The following is a 19,496-nucleotide window of genomic DNA, read 5'->3' on the forward strand; positions in this document are numbered from 1 at the left end:
CGTAGGCATGATCCGTTAATTCCGTGTTACATCGGCCGTTCCCGTTCGTGGCGTGTCGGTCACACCGGCGCCGGGTCAGCAGTGAGGGTCGGTCTCGGGCACCTCGACATCGATGAAATACCTGGTCACAACGTCGTCGACACAGGGGATCCCGTCCAGCACCACGGTGTGCTGGTTTCCGTCGAAGCTCACCAGCGCACCCCCGAGCTGACGCGCCAGATCCACCCCGGCCTGGTACGGCGTGGCGGGATCACCGGTTGTCGAGACCACGAGTACCGGAGCGAGCCCCGGCACGTCGGGGGTGTGCGGTTCCCCGGTCGCCGGAACGGGCCAGAATGCGCACACGTCGAGGGGAGCCTCCCCGGTTCCGCGTCCGTCGTCGAGGAAGGGGGCCGTCTGCCGGAAACGCATGTCGAGTTCACCGGCCTCGGCGCGTTCGGTGACCGGCTGGTCGTCGACGCATCGGACGGCATTGAACGCGTCGTTGATGTTGCTGTAGGTGCCGTCGTCCTCGCGGCCCTCGTACAGGTCGGCGAGTCGGAGCAGTGTGTCGCCGTTACCGTCGGCGAGGGAGCTCAGCCCACCTCGCAGCGACCCCCAGAATGCCGACGAGTACAGACCCTGTTGCACTCCGGTGATCGCGTCGCGGTAGCTCAGGCCGCGCGGATCAGTGGTGCCGGCGGGCTCCGCGATCAGCGGATCGACGATCTGATGGAACCGGGCCGACGCCTGCGCAGGGTCGTTACCCAGCGCGCAGTCGCTGCGAACGGCGCAGTCGGCAGCGAACTCGTCGAACGCCTTCTGGAATCCTTCGGCCTGAAGCACGATCTCCTCGACCGGGTCCTGCTCGGGATCGATAGCGCCGTCGAGGACCATCGCGCGGACGCGATCCGGGAAGGTTTCCGCATAGACGGTGCCGAGTCTGGTTCCGTACGAGTATCCGAGGAAATTCAGAGAGTCGTCTCCGAGCACACCCCGGATGACATCCATGTCCCGTACCACGTCCGCCGTACCGACATGCGCGAGCAGATCCTCGCCGGTGCGTTCGGCGCACAGCTGCGCGTACTCGCGGTTGCGTTTCTCGGACGCCTCGATTCCTTCGGGACTGCGATCTCCGTCGTCGACAGCGCGATCGGCATCGGTCTCGGCGGCGGTCAGGCAGCGGACCTGTGGATCGGAGGAACCGATGCCTCGCGGATCGAATCCCACGATGTCGAACTGTCCGGCCAGCTCGGTGCCTGCCGCAGCGAGCACGGTGGACAACCCCGATGCGCCGGGTCCGCCGGGGTTGACCAGGATCGATCCGATCCGCTCGTCGTCGGCCTCGATCCGCGACATCGCGAGGGTCGCCGTCGGCCCGTCCGGGTCGTCGTAGTCCAGCGGCACCGAGATCCGACCGCACTGTGCACCACTCCGAGCCAGAATCGGGCCGTCGACGCCGAAGCCGCCGCAGTCGCCCCACTCGACGCCCTGTCGATAGAACTGCGCCAGCTCCTCCGGCACCGCAACGGTGGACGGCGCTCGCTCGTCGGTGGCGGTGCCGGCGCATCCCGCCAGCACCAGAGCGCCCACAGCGGCGAGGACAGCGGACAGACGACGGGAGCGCACACGCGTGGAAACCGGCACCCGTGGATCGTGCCATGTCCACCACTCCGTCTCGATGTGTGACCGCACAGCGTTCGTATGTGACCAACCCCACCGCCCCGGGGCCTTAGCGGCAGCCGAGCCCGGTGGCACACTGAGACTGTCATCACCCGCCCGGGGACCCTCAGAAGGGCCTCGAGGAAGAAAGAGACAATGATGTCGGAAAATGTGACGTCCGTGTACGGTGGCGGCTCCGCCCCGGCCAACACCCCCCAGCGCAAGACGCGAGTCCACCATCTGCAGGCAATGAAGGCCGAAGGCGCCCGCTGGGCAGAGCTGACCGCGTACGACTACTCCACCGCACGCATCTTCGAAGAGGCCGGGATTCCGGTGCTCCTGGTCGGCGACTCGGCCGCCAACGTCGTCTACGGCTACGACACCACGGTGCCGGTGACCGTCGACGAACTGCTCCCGCTGGTCCGCGGCGTCGTACGCGGTGCTCCGCACGCTCTCGTGATCGCCGATCTGCCCTTCGGCACCTACGAGGCGTCCCCCGAGCAAGCCCTCGCCACGGCCATCCGGTTCATGAAGGAAGGCGGCGCACACGCCGTGAAACTCGAGGGCGGCGAGCGCATCGCACCTCAAATCGCCGCACTCACCGCAGCCGGTATCCCCGTACAGGCCCACATCGGCTTCACTCCGCAATCCGTCAACACCCTCGGCGGATTCCGGGTGCAGGGACGCGGCGACGGCGCCGAGCAACTCATCGCCGACGCCATCGCAGTCCAGGAAGCCGGAGCATTCTCCGTCGTGATGGAGATGGTTCCCGCCGAACTCGCCGGCCAGGTCACCCGCAAGCTGACCATTCCCACCGTCGGCATCGGCGCCGGCAACGAATGCGACGCGCAGGTCCTCGTCTGGCAGGACATGGCCGGGTACACGAACGGCAAGACCGCAAAGTTCGTCAAGAAATTCGGGTCTGTCGGCGACGAGTTGCGTAATGCCGCAGCGCAGTACGCATCGGAGGTGGCCGGCGGGAGCTTCCCCGGCCCGGAACATTCCTTCTGAGACCACTCGTCCGACACAAGCGCTGACGACCCCGCGAGGGTAAATTGCGGGTAATGAGTACGCCGTGGCACGCGCTCGAGTCGGGTGAGACCCTCACTCGACTCGACGCATCCGCCGCGGGTCTCGATTCGGCCGAGGCCGCTCGCCGACTCGCAGAGCACGGCCCGAACAGTCTCCCCACCCCCCGCTCGGACCGCTGGTGGTGGCGTCTGCTGCGCCAGTTCCACAATGTCCTGTTGTACGTGATGATGGGCGCGGCCATCGTCACGTCGTTTCTCGAACATTGGATCGACACCGCCGTCCTGCTCGGCGCCGTCGTCGTCAATGCGCTGATCGGCTTCATCCAGGAAGGTCGAGCAGAATCGGCGCTCGACTCGATCCGATCGATGCTCGCACCACACACACGGGTTCGCCGGGACGGCAGGATCGTCGACATCGCGGCGGTGGATCTCGTACCCGGCGATGTGGTCCGGCTCGTGTCCGGCGACCGGGTCCCCGCAGATCTGCGTCTGATCCGCGCCCGTGATCTCCGCATCGACGAGGCCGCACTGACCGGCGAATCCCTCCCCGTGGAGAAGTCGACCTCGCCCGTCGACGAAGACAGCGAACTCGGTGACCGCCGCTCCTCCTGCTATGCCGGGACGGTCGCGGTGTTCGGTCAGGGCGACGGGGTGGTCGTCGCCACCGGCACCGACACCGAACTCGGCCGCATCAACGCGCTGCTGACAGGCATCGACACCACCACCACACCTCTGCTGCGTCAGATCGCAGGTTTCGGCCGCTGGCTCGCGGCAGTGATCCTGGTCGCTGCGGCCGCCACGTACGCCTTCGGGGTGGTCGTACGTGGCGAGACCCCGGCCGAGATGTTCACGATGGCCGTGGCACTGGCGGCCTCCGCAATTCCCGAGGGACTACCCGCGGTCATGACGGTGACGCTCTCTCTCGGCGTCCAACGCATGGCGCAACGCCACGCCGTCGTGCGCAGGCTCCCGGCTGTCGAGACGCTCGGTTCCGTCACGGTGATCTGTTCCGACAAGACGGGCACCCTCACCCGCAACGAGATGACCGTCCAGAAGGTCGTGGGCGCCCGCCGCACGATCGATGTGGGTGGAGTCGGCTATGCGCCCGTCGGCACCTTGACCACCGGGGATGGAACCACCGTCACCAGAGAGTCTTCCGCTGCGCTGGATCTCGCCATCCGGACCGGGGTGCTGTGCAACGACTCGAAGGTGTTCGAGGCCGACGGGTCGTGGGAGATCGACGGTGATCCCACCGAGGCCGCGTTGCTGGTCCTCGGCAGGAAAGCAGGCCTGCGCGCGGACGCAGCCACCGCCGCGTGGCCGCGTCTCGATGTCGTCCCGTTCGAGTCCGAACACCGGTTCATGGCAACCCTCCACCGTCACGACGACGGACGACGCGAACGGATCCTTCTCAAAGGCGCCCCCGAAAGTGTGCTCTCTGCATGCACACACCAACTCGACGACAGAAACGACCGACACCCCGTCGAGATCGCATACTGGGATCGTCGCGCCAGGGAGGTTGCCGCACAGGGATTGCGGTTGCTGGCGCTGGCGTACCGCGACCGCGAGCCCGCGACAGGAACACTCGAATTCGAGGACGCGCACCAGGGCTTCACCTTTCTTGCGCTCGTCGGCATCATCGACCCGCCCCGCGAGGAGGCCGTCGTCGCAGTGCGCGAATGCCATCGCGCCGGGATCGAGGTCAAGATGGTCACCGGCGACCACGCCGATACGGCCGGAGAGATCGGCGCTCAGATGGGCCTGGGCGTCGGTAGGGCACCAGTGACAGGCGCTCAGATCGAGACCCTCGACGACACGGCATTGCGCCACGTCGTCGCCGAGACCGACGTATTTGCACGCGCGAGCCCCGAACACAAGTTGCGTCTGGTCCGCGCCCTGCAGGACAACGGCGAGGTCGTGGCCATGACCGGCGACGGAGTCAACGATGCTCCCGCTCTCACTCGCGCCGACGTCGGTGTCGCAATGGGTGAGGGCGGCACCGAGGCGGCCAAGGAATCGGCCGACATGGTGCTCGCGGACGACAACTTCGCCAGCATCGCAGCCGCCGTGCACGAGGGCCGCGGGGTCTACGACAACATCAAGAAGTTCGTGTTGTTCATGCTGCCCACCAACGGCGGCGAAGCACTCGTGGTCATCGCTGCCATCGTGTTCCAGCTGACCCTTCCGATGACTCCCGCCCAGGTGCTGTGGATCAACCTCGCCACCGTGAGCACCCTCGGTCTCGCATTGGCTTTCGAACCCACCGAGAAGACAGTGATGCAGCGTGCGCCTCGTCCACCGGGACAGTCGCTGATGACCCCGTTCTTCGTGTGGCGGGTGGCGATGGTGTCTGCGCTGATGATGACCGGCTCCCTCGGGTTGTTCCTGTGGGAGCTCGAATCCGGTACCTCGGTCGAGGTCGCCCGCACCGTCGCGGTCAACGCGATCGTCGTCGCCGAAATGTTCTACCTGTTCAACAGCCGCCGCATCTACAACTCCGTACTGGACCGCGAAGGAATGCTCGGAAGCCCCTACGTCCTCGGCGCCGTCGCGGTGTGTGCACTGCTGCAGTTGCTCTTCACGTACGCGCCGTTCATGCAGGCGGTTTTCGGTTCGGCGGCACTGACTCTCGCCGACTGGGGCAAAGTACTCGGCGCGGGTCTGCTGGTGTTCGTGGTTGCGGAATTGGAGAAATGGGTGGTTCGCCACGTCCGCCGCTCACGGATGCACGAGCGGTCATCGGCGTCTGCACTGTCACGATCGGCGTCATAGGTCGTTGTTCTTCTCGTCGTCGACCGTGACCAGCCGAACACTCGCGACCCGGCGGCCGTCCAGCGCATCGACGATCAGCCGATAGCGGCCGACGACGACGCTGTCTCCCACGACCGGGAGATGTTGTAGTCGCTCCTGCACGAACCCCGCCACCGTCTCGTAGTCTCCGTCTGGCAGTACGACCCCGGTCTCCGCCGAGAAGTCCTCGACGATCATCAAACCGTCGACGCACCCCGCATCCGAGTCCGACTCCCTCCTCGGATTCCGATCGCCGATCTCACCGATGATCTCCTCGACGATGTCTTCGAGGGTGACGATCCCGGCCGTACCGCCGTACTCGTCGACGACGACCGCAAACTGCTCGTCGCCGAGCCGCAGATCGTGCAGCACCGTCAACGCAGGGATGGTCATCGGCAGGTGCAACACTTCGCGGCACACGTCACGGACCGTCGCGTCGGGATCGGCGAGAATCAGATCGCGGACGTGGACGACCCCGACGACGTCGTCGAGTGATCGTCCCGTCACCGGATATCTGATGTGCCCACCGTGGAGTGCGTCGTCACGCGCGTCGACAATCCGAGCCGACGCCTCGAGAAAATGCACCTCAGTACGCGGCAACATCACCTCGGCCAGCGACCGTTCCACCGCGTCGAACACCTCCGACAACAGCATCCGCTCGTGCTCCGGAATCGCCGTCTGGTGGACCATGTCCCGAAGATCGTCATGGGTGACCTCCTCGCCTCGCGCGGCAGGGTCTCCGCCGAGGGCCCGCACCACCAGATCCGTGGACGCGGACAACAACCGGATCACCGGGCGCATCACGAACGCGAACTTGTCGAGGACGGGCCCGGTCAGGAGAGCCACACTCGTGGCGCGCTGGAGGGCGATCCGCTTGGGCACGAGTTCACCGAGCACCAGCGACAGGTATGAGATCACGAGCGTGGTGAGGACGAGCGCGATCGCCGAGGCCGCACCGTTCGGCAGCCCCCAACCGTTGAGTATCGGCTCCAGTCCAGGTGCGATCGCCGAAGCACCGTATGCCGCGGAGAAGAAACCTGCGACGGTGACACCGATCTGGACGGCCGACATGTATCGGTTCGGATCCCGCGCAAGCGCGCCGACCCGGGCGGCCCGGCCACCTCGCCGTTCGAGCGCCCGGATCCGGCCTGCGTTGAGTGACACCAACGCGATCTCGGTTGCGGCGAACACTCCGCCCAGCAGGATGAACGTGAGGACGAGTGCGGAATTGCCGAGAACGGACGCGGTCATGTGCCGATTCCGTCCGGTCTGCGTAGCAGTGCGAAATCGGCCATGTCACCTGACTCCTCGACGGTCGGACACGATGGACCCAGCTTAGAAGGGCGCTCATCGGCGTTTCAGGATTCGATGGCACACTCGACGGCGACCACGACCACCGAACCGTGAGGTGCGCTCCCCCATGACCCGATTCCGACGCGTCCCTGTCGCTGCTGCCGCAGCCGCAGCCATCATCGGCCTGCTCGGCGCGTGCGCCCCCGGAACCACCTCGGATCCGACGCCGTCGAACACCCCGGCACCGCCGGCATCCGAACCCGTGCAAGCACCTGGTGGTGTCACCGAGGCCCAGGCGGCCGACCTGTGCACCCGCATCGAGGGCCAACTGCAGAGCTGGCGCACCTATACGCCGTCCGTGGGGAAGGGTGGCCTGAACATCCTCGTCGGCGAATGGGGTGCGGCAAACGGAATCGACCTGATCGCACTGGCCGGGGATCGTGCGCGCGTCGACACCATCACCTCCGAGCAGTGCTCCCAAGTGCGCGACGAGACGTTGACCGCCCTGCAGATTCCCGACCTCGCCTCGGCCCTCGTCGGGTTCTAGGCGATGGCCGACCGACGCAAACCTTATCCCCTGATCGAACCGTACGACCACGGCTTCCTCCCTGTCGGCGACGATCAGCAGGTGTACTGGGAGGTCAGCGGAAACCCGGACGGCAAGCCCGTTGTGTTCCTGCACGGCGGGCCGGGTGGCGGTACGTCGCCGCAGCAACGCCGGTTCTTCGATCCCGAGGCCTACCGGATCGTGATGTTCGACCAGCGAGGGTGCGGGCGGTCGCGGCCACATGTTGCCGACGGGGCCGACCTGTCGGTCAACACGACCGACCACCTACTCGCCGATATCGAGCGGCTACGTGCATTCCTGGATATCGAGCGCTGGATGGTGTTCGGCGGATCGTGGGGGTCGACACTCGCGCTGGCGTACGCGCAACGTCACCGCGAGCGCGTCACCGAATTGGTGCTGCGCGGAATCTTCCTGCTGCGCCGCAGCGAGATCGACTGGTACTACAACGGCGGAGCCGGGGCGGTGTTCCCGGACCTGTGGGAAGGCTTTCTCGCACCGCTGGCCGGCGCCGGACCCGGGGAGCACCCGGTCGACACCTACCACCGGTTGCTGCACTCCCCCGATCCGGACGTCGCCTTACGCGCAGCGGTCGCGTGGTCGACGTGGGAGGGCGGAACGAGTTCGCTGCTACCGCATCCCGACCACGTCGCCGACACCGCGGAGCACCGCTTCGCACTCGCCTTCGCACGGATCGAGAACCACTACTTCTACCATCGTGGTTTCCTCGACGAAGGGCAGTTGCTGCGGGATGCGCATCTCCTGCACGGTATCCCGGGCGTGATCGTGCAGGGTCGCTACGACGTGGTGTGCCCCGCGACGAGCGCGTGGGATCTCCACCGCGCATGGCCCGGCTCGGCGTTGCACATCGTCGATGACGCCGGACACTCGGCGCACGAACCCGGCATCACCCACCATCTGGTGGAAGCGACCGACCTCTTCCGATAGCACGTGCTGCCCCGATATCACCGCGTCGCTACGGGAGCCGGCCGAATCCCACCACCGCCGAGTCGTCCGACCAGTCCAGCGTGTGGACGCGGATTCGGCCGAACTCGTTGCCGCCGACGGTAATCGCCTCGTCACCGCCGACCGCGACGACGATGTTGGTGTGCTGCCCGAAACCGGCGGTGTTCTCGTACAGGACGACGTCGCCCACCCCGGGCCGGTAGCCGGAGTCCACCGATTCGAAGCGATCGTGCTGCTCGTAGTACTCCTGCAGCGTGTACACCCCGGGGATCCGCCAGTGCCCGGAGTGCGGATTCGACAGTGGCATACCGGCTTCCCGCATGATCCAGCTGACGAAGTCGGCACACCACTGTTCTTCGATACCCTCCGAGTAGAAGGTGCCAGGGCGCTGCGTCCGGTGTTCGTCCTCGAGGAGTTGCACGACGGTCGCCTGCTCCGCCGACAACGCTTCGGTGTCGACGGCAGGGAACGACGCGGTGTCCCAGGGCAGGTATCGGCTCGGCGCCCACCACCACACGGCGGCGACGAGCATCAGCGCGAGCGCGGCGAGCACCACCACGATTCTCGTCGCCGCACGCCTGCCGCCGCCCGCCTTCCGGGTCTCGGTGCTCATGCCCGTGCGGGCTCGTACGTGAAGTGCACCTTCCGGGCGGCAGGATCCGCACGGGTCAGACGGACGGTGACGCGCTCGCCTTCCCGCGGTTCCCCTGCGCACGGTGCGATGACGGTCTCCGCCTCCACGAACACTTCGGCGTCGCGACGGTCGGTGGCGTCCTTGATCACTGTCGCGTCGAACTCCTGCCCGACCCTCGACGAGAGCACGATGGCCTCCGTGAGGTCGATGCATGCGCGCCCGACCTTTCCCGACAACGAATCCGTCGACGACATGATCTTCGGCAGCACAGGCAGCGTGTCGCGGATGTGCGACGGGATCGCGGCGCCCGCGGACACCGCGAGACACACTTCGGTCGTGTACCTGTCCGACAGGCGGCGCAGCGGAGCGGTCACATGCGCGTAGGGTGCACCGATCGCACCGTGCAGGCTCGATTCGGGTAGTTCACCGTCGAACGTCGCATACGACGCGCCGCGCAGCAGGGTCGGAGCCTCGCTCATGAGCACGAGCGTCGACGGCGTGTTCGCGTCGAGACCGGCAAGGAACGCACCGACCTGCACATCGTCGGGCCACGGCACCCCCAAGGCGGTCGCCGTGCGACGCAACGCCGCGACCGCGTCCTCATCCGCAGGCGGCAATGTCCGCAACAGGCCCACCTTCGCTTCGAGCATCAGCTGCGCCGCGCACATTCCGGTGAGCAGCGACACCTGCGAGTTCCAGTCGTCTGTATCCGTGCGGGGTTGCACCGTCAGTGCCCAACCGTCCTCGAGGGGTGTCACGTCCTGCTCGGGTAGACGCAACTCGATGGCTCCCCGTCCGAGTGCCGCCGCTGCCCGCAGCCGACCGAATTCGGGTAACGCTGCAATGGACGGATGCAGTGCCTCGGCCTCGGCGTCGCGTTGCACGCCCGTGTAGTCGAGTCGCGCGACGGTACGGATCAGCGCACGACGCACCGTGACCGCCACGGGTTCGGAGCGTTGGTCCATCTCGATCCGCCAGAGCACCACGGGACGGATCGCCTCGGGGAGCAGGCTCGCCGTACCCTCCGACAGTTCTCGCGGGTGCAGCGGAACGGACCCGTCGGGAAGGTAGAACGTCTGCCCCCTGCGATGCGTTTCCGCTTCGAGCGCACCGCCGGGTTCGACGACGGCGTACACGTCGGCGATCGCGTAGTGCAGAACGAAGCCGCCCGCCGTGCGCTCGAGGTGGAGCGCTTGGTCCAAGTCCATGGAGCCCGGGGGGTCGATGGTCACCAGCGGTAGGTCGGTGCGGTCCTCACGGTCGCCGCCGAACCTGTCCGTGCACGCGCGGGCTTCTGCGAGCGCATCCGCCGGATATCCGTCGTCGAGACCGAATTCGGAGCGTACGGATGCGAAGTCGATCGCAGGTGCGACGACGAAGGGTGCTGTCACCACTGGCGCAGTTCTACGCGTTGCAGCCCTCGTGCGTGCCGCAGTGTCAGTTGTTCCACTCGTCGTCTGCCTTGTCCGCCGCCTTGGTTCGCTCGGCCGCGATCTGCAGGGCGCGTTCGGCGGTGTCCTTGTCGGGATACGGCCCCATGCGGTTGAGGGCACCCGGATCCTTGCCCTGACTGACCTTGCCTGTGCTCACGTCGTAGTACCAGCCCTCATCGCTCATGATTCAAGTGTGCCCGAACAAGGTCGACTTTTTGCCGCTACACGCGGTACCGCACGGCTGGTACCGTCGGCCCGGCACCACAGACCGTCACCAATGAGGAGCCGAACACATGTCGTACATTCTCTTCGACACCCTTCTTCCGTACATCGGGCCTGAAGCCGCCTCGCACTGGGCACATCTGCTGGTCGTCGGACCGCTGTGATCGACAATTGACGTCCTCTCCGGCCTGAAGGCCAAGGATTCCTGCCAGCGCCGGTGTGGGTGCTCTCGGTGGGTTCCTGTGCTCCCCACCCACACGGGAGGCTTACCGTCTCTCCACAGGTGTTTCGCCTCTCCCCCGTCCGGCGGCGAGGATGTTTCGTGCGGCATTCAGATCGCGGTCGTGGACTGCCCCACACGGACACGACCATGATCTGATCGACAACGGGTTCTTCCCGTCGGCCCGGCCGCACACCAAGCATGTCTGGGACGACGGGAAGAACTTGTCGACCTTCACGACCGTCCGCCCGTATCGGGCGGCCTTGTCCTCGATCATGCCCAGGAACTGGCCCCCGGGCAGCGTCGTGGACGGATTTCGCGAGGCGGGTGCGGGCACGCTCGGCCCTTGGCGGGCCTCCGCGTGTGCTTTCACCTCCGCCGTGAACGACGGAGCACTAGCGCACATGCTGGTAACAGCACCCCGGCAGCGAATATCCAGAGGCAGAGCGGACGAGTCGGCCTGTAAGCCGGATCCTGTCCCCCGCCGAGACGGGGTGACGACCATCCATCTGGACACACCGTTGCCGGGTGCCTCGAGCGGTCCACCCGCAGGCTCGGGCGAGCAGCCCTCGAACACCTGCGCAGCCGCATCGGTTCCCCGAAGGGAATCGGTGTGGCCTTCGACCTTGCTCCGGGCGGGGTTTACCAAGCCACCCCGGTCACCCGGGGTGCTGGTGCGCTCTTACCGCACCGTTTCACCCTCACCTGCCCCGGAGGGCAGGCGGTCTGTTTTCTGTGGCACTGTCCCGCGAGTCACCTCGGGTTGCCGTTAGCAACCGCCCTGCTCTGTGGAGTCCGGACTTTCCTCGATTCAGGGCCTGGCACCATTCGGTGCCGGTTCCCCGCCCCGCGGTCGCCCGGCCGACTCATCCGCTCGAACAGACTAGCCTCCCGACTGTCACCGACGCGAACTACGGTCTGTAAGCATGACTCGATACGTAGCCCTGCTGCGCGGAATCAACGTCGGCGGCGTCAGGATCAAGATGGCCGATCTCGCCGCGCTGTTCACCGGCATCGGCCTCGCCAATGTCCGGACGGTCCTGGCCTCGGGAAATGTGTTGTTCGACGCAGACGGCACTGCTACCGATCTGAAGGCTCGGATCGAACACTCATTGTCCGACACGTTCGGGTACGACGCGTACGTGTTCGTCCATCCGCAGTCATACCTGTCGGCCGTCGCCGAGGCGTACCCGTTCGACGAGGACGTCGACGGCCGGCACTCGTACGCAGTGTTCGTCGCCGATGATTCGGTACTCGGTGAACTGGCCGGCCTCGGCAACACTCTCGATCCGACGGTCGAACAGATCGCGCTCGGTGACGGCGTCGTCTACTGGGAGGTCCAGAAGGGCGCGACCATCGGCAGCGACTTCAGCAAGAAGATCGGCGCGGCCAGGTACAAGCCGGTGACCACCAACCGCAATATGCGGACGGTGCGCAAACTGCTGTGAGTTCACGCTGCTGTGAGTCCCTGCCGCGCTAGCAGTGGTATCGCCGGTAGTGCCCGTGATGTGGGTGGGTGGGCCACTGCTGCATGTGCTGTGCGTACTGGTGGTGCTGCGCACGCGGCTGTTGTGCGTTCGGCGCGATCCACGGCTGCTGCGCGGCGGGGCGGTAGTACGGAATCGGTTGCGGGAGCGGCGCCGGCTCGGTCGGGAATCCGTAGATTCCCCGAGGATCACCATTGAGGTACGCCTGATGCTGTGCGTCGGCGCGAGCGACGATGGCCGCTTCCTCGCGGCGACGCTCGTCGCGGGAGCGCCGGCGGCTCCCTGCCGCGACCACAGCGAGTAGGACAACAAGCATCACCGCAGCGACCGCCGGTTCCTCCTGAGCGAACCCGACCAGCCACAGCACCCCCAAGGTGGTGAGGATCGGGTGGCGTCTCCACCAAGGTCGGCGATCCACCACGAATTCCGGGGCGGGCGAGACAGCGAACGGTGCGGGGGCAGGGGCAGGGTGGGCCGCGTACGCATGAACCTGATAGCCGCTCATCACTGTTCCTCCTGCTCGCGTGATGAACCCATCTTGGCAGAGCTCGCCTGTTCCCTGCCATAACGACGTCGTCACATGCTGGTCCGAGAACTCCCGAGAAAGATTTTCGGAATCTGTGTAACGAGCCGAGCGCGCAGCCGATACACGTGATGAGTGGCCGCGCAGGCACACCCCCGACATGTCTGCGCGGCCACTTTTCGCTTGCGGTCGCGATTGCTACAGATACGACGTGTCGTTGACCAGGCGCACAGATGATCCGCCGTCCGGATAGAACTCGGCGATGCTCAACGACGCCAGATCCAGATGCAGGCGGTACAACAGCGACGGACCAGAATCCAGGGCGAACTGCAGCAGCGTCTTGATCGGTGTCACGTGCGAGACCACGAGCACGTTCGAGCCCGGGTACTGGGTCGTCAGGTCGTCCCGGACGCCCGCGATGCGCGTACGCACGTCGTCGAAGCTCTCTCCCCCGGGCGGCCGCACCGATGTGTCGCCCAGCCAGTTCTTGTGCAGATCGATGTCGCGCTCGGCAGCTTCCTTGAAGGTGAGGCCTTCCCACTCGCCGAAGTCCGTCTCGATCAGCCCCTCGTGGACTGTCACCGGAAGGTTCAATGCGTCGGCGGCAGCGGCGGCGGTCTCTCTGGCCCGGCCGAGCGGCGACGACACCACCGCGGAAACGCCACCGCGCCCCGCGAGCATCTGCGCAGCCGCAGACGCCTGGCCCCGGCCCAGCTCGGTGAGCTCAGGATTTCCGCGACCCGAGTAGCGGCGTTCCACCGACAACGGGGTCTGGCCGTGACGCAGGAGCAGCATCCGTGTCGGAGCGCCGGTCGCACCGGTCCATCCGGGTGCCTTCGGTGTCTCAGGCTTCGGTGTCGTCGGTGCCTCGGCCTTCTCGGTGGCTCCGACCGGGTTCGCGGCTGCGTCCATCGCTTCGTTCGCGAGCCTGTCGGCGTATCCGTTCTGTGCGCGCGGCACCCACGTGTAGTTCACGTGCGAGAACCTCGACGCCAACTCCCGCGCCTGCGTGGCGAGCGGAATCATGTCGGGGTGCTTCACCTTCCAGCGCCCCGACATCTGCTCGACGACGAGCTTCGAATCCATCCGCACATCGACCTCGGCGGCACCGAGTTCGGCCGCCGCAGTCAACCCTGCGATCAACCCCCGGTACTCGGCCACGTTGTTGGTGGCACGGCCGATGCTCGCCTTGCGTTCGGCGAGCACCGCTCGGTGGTCGGAGTCGAACACGACCGCACCGTAGCCGGCAGGCCCCGGATTTCCGCGAGAACCGCCGTCGGCCTCGACGACGACCCGACTCACAGACCCGATTCCTTGGTACGGACCATGATCGCGTTGCATTCCGGGCAGTGGACGACCGCGTCGGCCGGCGCGGCCGTGATGCGGGCTATCTCGCCACGATCCAATTCGATGCGGCACGCGCCGCAACGACGGGCCTGCAGCAGCGCCGCGCCGATACCCGACCGCTCACGCTGCTTCTCGTAGACGGCCACCAACTCGGCAGGCAACGCCGCGACCAGGGTTTCACGGTCGCTACGGCAACGACCTTCGGCAACTTCGATGTCGGCGAGAGCCTCGTCTCGGGCGCGGGTCGCGTCGCCGAGCTGCTCATCGATCTGCGACACCTGCGCACCGGCGTGATCGTGGTCTGCCTTCGACGCCTCGCGCCGCTCCATGACCTCCAGTTGGTCGTCCTCGAGCGCAGCCTGGCGGCGCTCGAGGCTGCCGAGCTCGTGCTGTAGTTCGGTCAACTGCTTGGAGCCGACGCTGCCGCCCTCGAGCAGAGCGCGGTCGCGCTGCGCGCGCTGGCGCACAGCCTCGATCTCGCCCTCGATCTTGCGGATGTCACGGTCGAGGTCGTCGAGCACGATCTCGACGGCGACGGCCGCGTCCTTCCGGGACGCCCGCTCGGCCTGGAGCCGGTCCACCTCCTGCTGTTCCGGCAGGGTGCGGCGACGGTGCGCGAGACGGTTGAGCTCGTTGTCCACGGAGGCGATGGAAAGGAGCTTTGCCTGCACTGCGGGTTCGACGTTCACTCGGGTGGTTCCTGCTTTCGGGTTCTGGACTCGGGAATGGCTGCGACTGCGGCCCTGGTCGCGGCCGGACCGCGACGACGGTCTCGTAGCTGATTACCGTACCGCGCGGGCCGCTGTCGTCCAGGGATCGGTGCGCAGGTCCGTGACGCGGGACTGCCATCCGTCGCGCTCACCGAACGCTTCGTCGAGGATCGCGCTCGCCTGCGCGCACCACGGTTGTTCGCTGGCCCAGTGTGCGACGTCGACGAGCGCAGGCCCACCGGACCGCAGGTGTTCGTCTGCGGGGTGATGCCTCAGGTCGGCCGTCACATATGCGTCGACGCCCAGGGCAGAGACCTTTCCGAGGAACGAGTCGCCTGATCCGCCGCACACCGCCACCGTCCGGATCGGAGTTTCGGGGTCGCCGGCACCGCGCACACCCCACTCGGTGGGCGGCAGCGCCGCCGCGACCGTCTCGGTGAATTCGCGCAGTGTCTGTGGGTGCGGCAACTCTCCCACGCGCCCGAGACCACGGTTGCTCGGCAGCTCGGCGAGCTCGAACACGTCGAACGCCGGTACCTCGTAGGGATGTGCGCTGCGCAGCGCCGCGAGCACCGTGGCGCGCGCCCGGCGAGGGGCGATCACCTCGATGCGGTCCTCGGCCACCTGCTCGAGTTCCCCGACCGCACCGATCGACGGGTCGGCGCCGTCGACGGGACGAAACTGTCCTGTGCCCGACGCCGTCCAGCAGCATTCTCGGTAGTTGCCCAGGGCACCGGCTCCTGCCTCGAACAACGCAGCACGTACGGTGCCGGATGCCCCGCTCGGCACCATCACCACCCACTTGTCGGTGGCCGGTTCCGGCTTCGGATCGATCGGCCGCAACCCTGTCAGGCCCAGCGCCTGCGCCAACGCATCGGATACGCCGGGATCGGCACGATCGGCGTTGGTGTGCGCGGTGAACAGTGCGCAGCCACCCCGGATCAGGCGGTGGATGAGCGCGCCCTTGGGTGTATGTGCGCCGACGGTGTCGACGCCGCGAAGCAGCAGCGGGTGATGCACGAGCAGCAGGTCGGCGCCCCATGCGAGGGCCTGGTCGACGACGGCCCCAGTAGCGTCGACCGCGAGCAGCACCTTGCGGACCGGGTCATCGGGATCGCCCGCGACCAGCCCCACCGAATCCCACGGCTCCGCCAGCGACGGCGGATACGCCGTGTCGAGTACCTCGATCACCTCACGAAGCGTCGCTGTCACGAATCCTCCTGCGTTCGGTCGCGTTACTCACAGTCCTGATGTGCCGCCGACGACCCTACGCTGCGGTTCTTCGGGAACCGGGGACAATGGCCGGGTGACTCTCCTCGCCGCTCCGCACCCGCTGTTGCTGCCCGCCCCGGTCGTCTTGTTCGATCTCGACGGCACCCTGACCGATTCCGCGACGGGCGTGATCAACGGTTTCCTCCATGCCGCCGAGACTGTCGGTTTCGCCGTTCCCGACGGGAACCTCGAGTGGCTGCTCGGACCTCCCATGCGCGACACATTGCGCTCGTTCGGCCTCGGCGACGACGAGATCGAGCCGGGGTTGGCGGCCTACCGCGAGTACTACACCACCACAGGCTGGTCCGAGAACGCCCTGTTCGATGGCGTCGGCGCGATGCTCGCGGCCGTCCGCGGCACCGGCAGCCGCCTTGCGGTGGCGACCTCCAAGAACGAGTCTGCTGCTGTGCGGATTCTGGAACACTTCGGGATAGCGGACCACTTCGAGTTCATCGGCGGGGCCAGTGAGGACGGTGTCCGGCGCGCGAAGGCCGACGTAGTCGCGCACAGTCTCGCCGCGCTCGGTGTCGAAGCAGTCGATGCCGCGCAAGGCGGCACCTCCGATGTCGTGATGGTCGGCGACCGAGAACACGACATCCACGGGGCCGGCCGGTTCGGGATTCCCACTCTGTTCGTCGAGTGGGGCTACGGCACCGAAGCCGAGGGGGCCGCAGCCGCGAAGACCGTTGCCGCCGTCGACGACCTCCAGCACCTCCTGACCGGCAAGCACTGATATGACTGGAACAAGCGACATGCCTGGGACAGGCGTGACCGGGGCACGCATGCTGCATGTGACGTTCGTCTGCACCGGCAACATCTGCCGCTCGCCGATGGCCGAGAAGATCTTCCTCGAGCACCTGCGACGAGAAGGTCTCGACGACCGGGTCCGAGTGAGCAGCGCAGGCACCCACGGTTGGCACATCGGCTCCGACGCCGACCCCCGCACCGACGCCATCCTGCAGAGGCACGGATATCCGACCGGGCACCGCGCCGCGAAACTCGGCGACGACCATCTGTCGGCCGATCTGGTGGTGGCGCTCGCGACCGGCCACGACCGCGAACTCGCGGTGCTCGGCGTCCCGAACGAGCGTCGAGTGTTGCTACGTCTCTTCGATTCGGACGCCGACGACGACTCGGTTCCCGACCCGTATTACGGCGGGCTTGCCGCATTCGAGCAGGTACGGGAACAGATCGAAGCGTGCATGCCCGGTCTGCTCGACTGGGTGCGACAGCAGTGAGATACGCATCACGGTCTACCGTGGACCTGTGCGTCGACTGTCATTTCTCCTCCGCCCGAGCTGGCTTGTCCTCGCTCTGGTAGTGGTTGGCTTCGCATACGCATGCTTCACAGTGCTGGCGCCGTGGCAGCTCGGCAAGAACACGAGCACAGGTGAACGCAACGAGCGCATCGCGGAGTCCGTGTCGCAGAACCCGGTGCCCGTGGGCGAACTGTTCGGCGACGGCGGTGCGACCGTCGAGACCGAATGGCGGCGGGTGATCGCAGCGGGGAGTTACGTCCCGGATTCGGATGTCCTGGTGCGGCTGCGGAGCAGCGAGTCCAAGCCTGCCTACGAGGTCCTCACCCCGTTCGTGCTCGACGACGGAAGGACCGTCCTCGTCGACCGCGGCTACGTGCGTCCTGTCGAGGGCACTGCGGTGCCCGAGATTCCTGAGGCACCGACCGGATCGGTCGCTCTCGAGGCACGAATCCGCATGTCGGAGGGCACCGTCGAAGAGCGAGATCCCTTCACCGACGCTGGTTATCTGCAGGTCTACTTCATCGACTCGGGCCAGATCGCAGAGGCGTCGGGGCTCGACCTCGTCGACGGATACCTTCAGCTCGATCCGGAGCAACCCGGCGTCCTCGAGGCGAAGGCGCTGCCTCAACTCGATGCCGGCCCCTACCTGTCCTACGGGTTGCAGTGGCTCGCATTCGGCATCATGGCGCCCCTCGGGCTCGCATACTTCGTCTGGGCGGAGATTCGGGAACGTCGCAAGGCGAAGGCGCGGGACACCGATGAGGCCGCCCCCGCCGTGCCGGAACCTCCGTCGAACGACACGACGATCGTGCGTTCGGGTTCGGTGCGTTCCACCTCGACAGCTCGTACCACCAGCGACAAGCTGGCCGACCGATACGGCGGGCACCGGTGACCACGTCCTGCCACACGGCACTGCCCGGTGCTTCACCACACGAGGAGTTCCCGATGTACTCGACCGTCGACGACTACCTGGCCGACAAGGACCCCGCGGCCGTCGACGCATTCCGGAAATTCCGCACCCTGGTCCTCGCGCTGGGTGACGACGTCGAAGAGACGGTGCACACCTCGGAGATCTCGTGGGCTCGGGCGTCCTCATCGACGCCGAGAGTGTTCGCAGCAGCATTCCTGTACGCCACCCGCCTCGAAGTGGCCCTGGACCTCTCCCGGCGCGTCCACCACCCGACCTTGCGTGAGGCGTACCCCACGACGGGCAGGGTCACCACTCATCGCTTGAGTCTCTCGTCGGCAGACGACTTGGACGACGGGTTCTGCGCTCTGCTGGCAGAGGCATACAACACTGCCTCGATCACCGCCGGGTAGTTCGGAAGATCCGGCGCGCCGGCGACGTCCTCCGCTGTTACGGTCGCCCCAGCCGCGTCTCGAGTCCGTCCAGGATCAACTCAAGCCCGAATTCGAAGTTCTCCTCCCAGGTGGAATCGAACGTGTTCTCGGACAGCTCTGCCATTGCCGGGAATCGTCCCGAGCTCATCACTCGATTCAAAGTGGGCAGCTGGTAGGTCCAGAACTCGTCGTCCGACATTCCCGACTCCGACGATGCGTTGAGCCACAGGAGTTCCTGCCGCACGGTGCCGGTGACGTAGGAGTCGATCACCGTCGCAAGGTTCATCTTCTCCTGGTCACTCAAGGACAAGTTCTTCACTCCGGTCAAGAACAGATTCAGGTCCGCGACACTGTTGGGCCCCAATACCGGTCGGCTCCAGTTCACCTGCAGCGCCCACGAATGGGTGATGTAGAGCTTTCGTGCCTCGCGAGCAGTAGTGGACAAGAACTCCCGCCACCCCCGCTCAGCGGCGGTCCTCCTCGCTTGCGAAGGGCCGACCACGGCATCGAGCATCAGGTCCAGCAGTTCCGCCTTCGAGGGCACGTAGCGATACAGCGACATGGTGCCCACGTCGAGTTTCTGTGCCAGTTTTCGCATCGACAGCGCTTCGATTCCGTCGGTATCCGCGAGTTCGATGCCGGCGGTGACGATCTGCCCCAGCGTGAGCCGGGACTTGGGGCCCTTCGCCCGCTCAGGAAGGCCTTCCCACAACAGTTGAAGGCTCCTGGCCAGCGGATTCCGATCGGTCACGAACACTCCTA

General features: G+C 66.5%; 20 protein-coding genes and 1 other RNA gene. 9 read left to right on the top strand and 12 right to left on the bottom strand.

Features of this window, described 5'->3' with window-relative positions; translation table 11 throughout:
• Positions 1-75: 75 nt before the first annotated feature.
• A complete protein-coding gene (locus tag EV641_RS16050) occupies positions 76-1,626 on the bottom strand; it encodes an alpha/beta hydrolase (RefSeq protein ID WP_241997266.1) in 1,551 nt (516 codons plus the stop codon).
• Positions 1,627-1,800: 174 nt separating this feature from the next.
• Between EV641_RS16050 and panB the strand changes: the two genes are divergently transcribed.
• Positions 1,801-2,652, top strand: coding sequence for a 3-methyl-2-oxobutanoate hydroxymethyltransferase (panB, locus tag EV641_RS16055; RefSeq protein ID WP_132473161.1), 852 nt, complete (start codon positions 1,801-1,803; stop codon positions 2,650-2,652).
• A 53-nt stretch (positions 2,653-2,705) separates the two neighbouring features.
• Positions 2,706-5,444, top strand: coding sequence for a cation-transporting P-type ATPase (locus EV641_RS16060; RefSeq protein ID WP_132472988.1), 2,739 nt, complete (start codon positions 2,706-2,708; stop codon positions 5,442-5,444).
• On the opposite strand, the gene EV641_RS16065 is transcribed toward EV641_RS16060, so the two are convergent.
• Positions 5,439-6,713, bottom strand: coding sequence for a hemolysin family protein (locus EV641_RS16065; protein ID WP_132472990.1), 1,275 nt, complete (start codon positions 6,711-6,713; stop codon positions 5,439-5,441). The two genes, EV641_RS16060 and EV641_RS16065, sit on opposite strands and share 6 nt — an antisense overlap.
• Before the next feature lie 169 nt (positions 6,714-6,882).
• Here EV641_RS16065 and EV641_RS16070 point away from each other — a divergent pair, with 169 nt between their 5' ends.
• Positions 6,883-7,302, top strand: coding sequence for a hypothetical protein (locus EV641_RS16070; protein WP_054713614.1), 420 nt, complete (start codon positions 6,883-6,885; stop codon positions 7,300-7,302).
• Between the two features lie 3 nt (positions 7,303-7,305).
• Positions 7,306-8,268, top strand: a complete 963-nt coding sequence (gene pip / locus EV641_RS16075) for a prolyl aminopeptidase (protein WP_132472992.1) — start codon at positions 7,306-7,308, stop codon at positions 8,266-8,268.
• A gap of 28 nt (positions 8,269-8,296) precedes the next feature.
• Here pip and EV641_RS16080 read toward each other — a convergent pair whose 3' ends face one another.
• The 5 genes from EV641_RS16080 to rnpB all read right to left on the bottom strand — a co-directional run bounded on the left by EV641_RS16080 (position 8,297) and on the right by rnpB (position 11,664).
• Positions 8,297-8,899, bottom strand: coding sequence for a CHAP domain-containing protein (locus EV641_RS16080; protein WP_132472994.1), 603 nt, complete (start codon positions 8,897-8,899; stop codon positions 8,297-8,299).
• Positions 8,896-10,314: an RNB domain-containing ribonuclease gene (locus tag EV641_RS16085; RefSeq protein ID WP_054719490.1), complete on the bottom strand. Its 1,419-nt coding sequence runs from the start codon at positions 10,312-10,314 to the stop codon at positions 8,896-8,898. Before EV641_RS16085 ends, EV641_RS16080 begins: the two co-directional genes overlap by 4 nt.
• Positions 10,315-10,357: 43 nt before the next feature.
• Positions 10,358-10,537 carry a hypothetical protein gene (locus EV641_RS16090; RefSeq protein ID WP_054807486.1) on the bottom strand — a complete coding sequence of 60 codons (180 nt, stop codon included), beginning with the start codon at positions 10,535-10,537 and terminating at the stop codon, positions 10,358-10,360.
• Positions 10,538-10,841: 304 nt separating this feature from the next.
• A complete protein-coding gene (locus EV641_RS30275) occupies positions 10,842-11,201 on the bottom strand; it encodes a transposase (RefSeq protein WP_347238237.1) in 360 nt (119 codons plus the stop codon).
• A 41-nt stretch (positions 11,202-11,242) separates the two neighbouring features.
• Positions 11,243-11,664: RNase P RNA component class A (gene rnpB / locus EV641_RS16100), an RNA gene on the bottom strand.
• A gap of 57 nt (positions 11,665-11,721) precedes the next feature.
• Here rnpB and EV641_RS16105 point away from each other — a divergent pair.
• Positions 11,722-12,243: a DUF1697 domain-containing protein gene (locus EV641_RS16105; protein WP_132472996.1), complete on the top strand. Its 522-nt coding sequence runs from the start codon at positions 11,722-11,724 to the stop codon at positions 12,241-12,243.
• Positions 12,244-12,271: 28 nt separating this feature from the next.
• Here EV641_RS16105 and EV641_RS16110 read toward each other — a convergent pair whose 3' ends face one another.
• From EV641_RS16110 to EV641_RS16125, 4 genes are all read right to left on the bottom strand, one after another.
• Positions 12,272-12,787: a hypothetical protein gene (locus EV641_RS16110; RefSeq protein WP_132472998.1), complete on the bottom strand. Its 516-nt coding sequence runs from the start codon at positions 12,785-12,787 to the stop codon at positions 12,272-12,274.
• Between the two features lie 216 nt (positions 12,788-13,003).
• A complete protein-coding gene (locus EV641_RS16115) occupies positions 13,004-14,146 on the bottom strand; it encodes a bifunctional RNase H/acid phosphatase (RefSeq protein ID WP_199233275.1) in 1,143 nt (380 codons plus the stop codon).
• On the bottom strand, positions 14,104-14,841 hold the full coding sequence (locus EV641_RS16120) for a C4-type zinc ribbon domain-containing protein (protein ID WP_054720537.1): 738 nt from the start codon (positions 14,839-14,841) through the stop codon (positions 14,104-14,106). The genes EV641_RS16115 and EV641_RS16120 overlap by 43 nt, the downstream gene beginning before the upstream one ends.
• Positions 14,842-14,934: 93 nt before the next feature.
• Positions 14,935-16,074, bottom strand: coding sequence for a Nif3-like dinuclear metal center hexameric protein (locus EV641_RS16125; RefSeq protein WP_132473002.1), 1,140 nt, complete (start codon positions 16,072-16,074; stop codon positions 14,935-14,937).
• Between the two features lie 94 nt (positions 16,075-16,168).
• Between EV641_RS16125 and EV641_RS16130 the strand changes: the two genes are divergently transcribed.
• The 4 genes from EV641_RS16130 to EV641_RS16145 are packed head-to-tail and all read left to right on the top strand — an operon-like array spanning position 16,169 to position 18,713.
• Positions 16,169-16,867 (top strand): HAD hydrolase-like protein, encoded by a 699-nt coding sequence (locus EV641_RS16130; RefSeq protein ID WP_054715149.1) that lies wholly within the window; start codon positions 16,169-16,171, stop codon positions 16,865-16,867.
• A gap of 49 nt (positions 16,868-16,916) precedes the next feature.
• Positions 16,917-17,372, top strand: coding sequence for a low molecular weight protein-tyrosine-phosphatase (locus tag EV641_RS16135; protein WP_054715152.1), 456 nt, complete (start codon positions 16,917-16,919; stop codon positions 17,370-17,372).
• A 28-nt stretch (positions 17,373-17,400) separates the two neighbouring features.
• Positions 17,401-18,285 carry an SURF1 family protein gene (locus tag EV641_RS16140; protein ID WP_054715155.1) on the top strand — a complete coding sequence of 295 codons (885 nt, stop codon included), beginning with the start codon at positions 17,401-17,403 and terminating at the stop codon, positions 18,283-18,285.
• Positions 18,286-18,338: 53 nt separating this feature from the next.
• The gene (locus tag EV641_RS16145) at positions 18,339-18,713 is read left to right on the top strand and encodes a DUF5655 domain-containing protein (protein ID WP_132473004.1); all 375 of its coding nucleotides are present in this window, start codon (positions 18,339-18,341) and stop codon (positions 18,711-18,713) included.
• A gap of 37 nt (positions 18,714-18,750) precedes the next feature.
• Here EV641_RS16145 and EV641_RS16150 read toward each other — a convergent pair whose 3' ends face one another.
• On the bottom strand, positions 18,751-19,485 hold the full coding sequence (locus EV641_RS16150) for a TetR/AcrR family transcriptional regulator (protein ID WP_158289178.1): 735 nt from the start codon (positions 19,483-19,485) through the stop codon (positions 18,751-18,753).
• Positions 19,486-19,496: the final 11 nt, after the last annotated feature.

The sequence above is a fragment of the Rhodococcus sp. SMB37 genome (genome assembly GCF_004345605.1).
In the GTDB taxonomy this organism is placed as follows: domain Bacteria; phylum Actinomycetota; class Actinomycetes; order Mycobacteriales; family Mycobacteriaceae; genus Rhodococcus.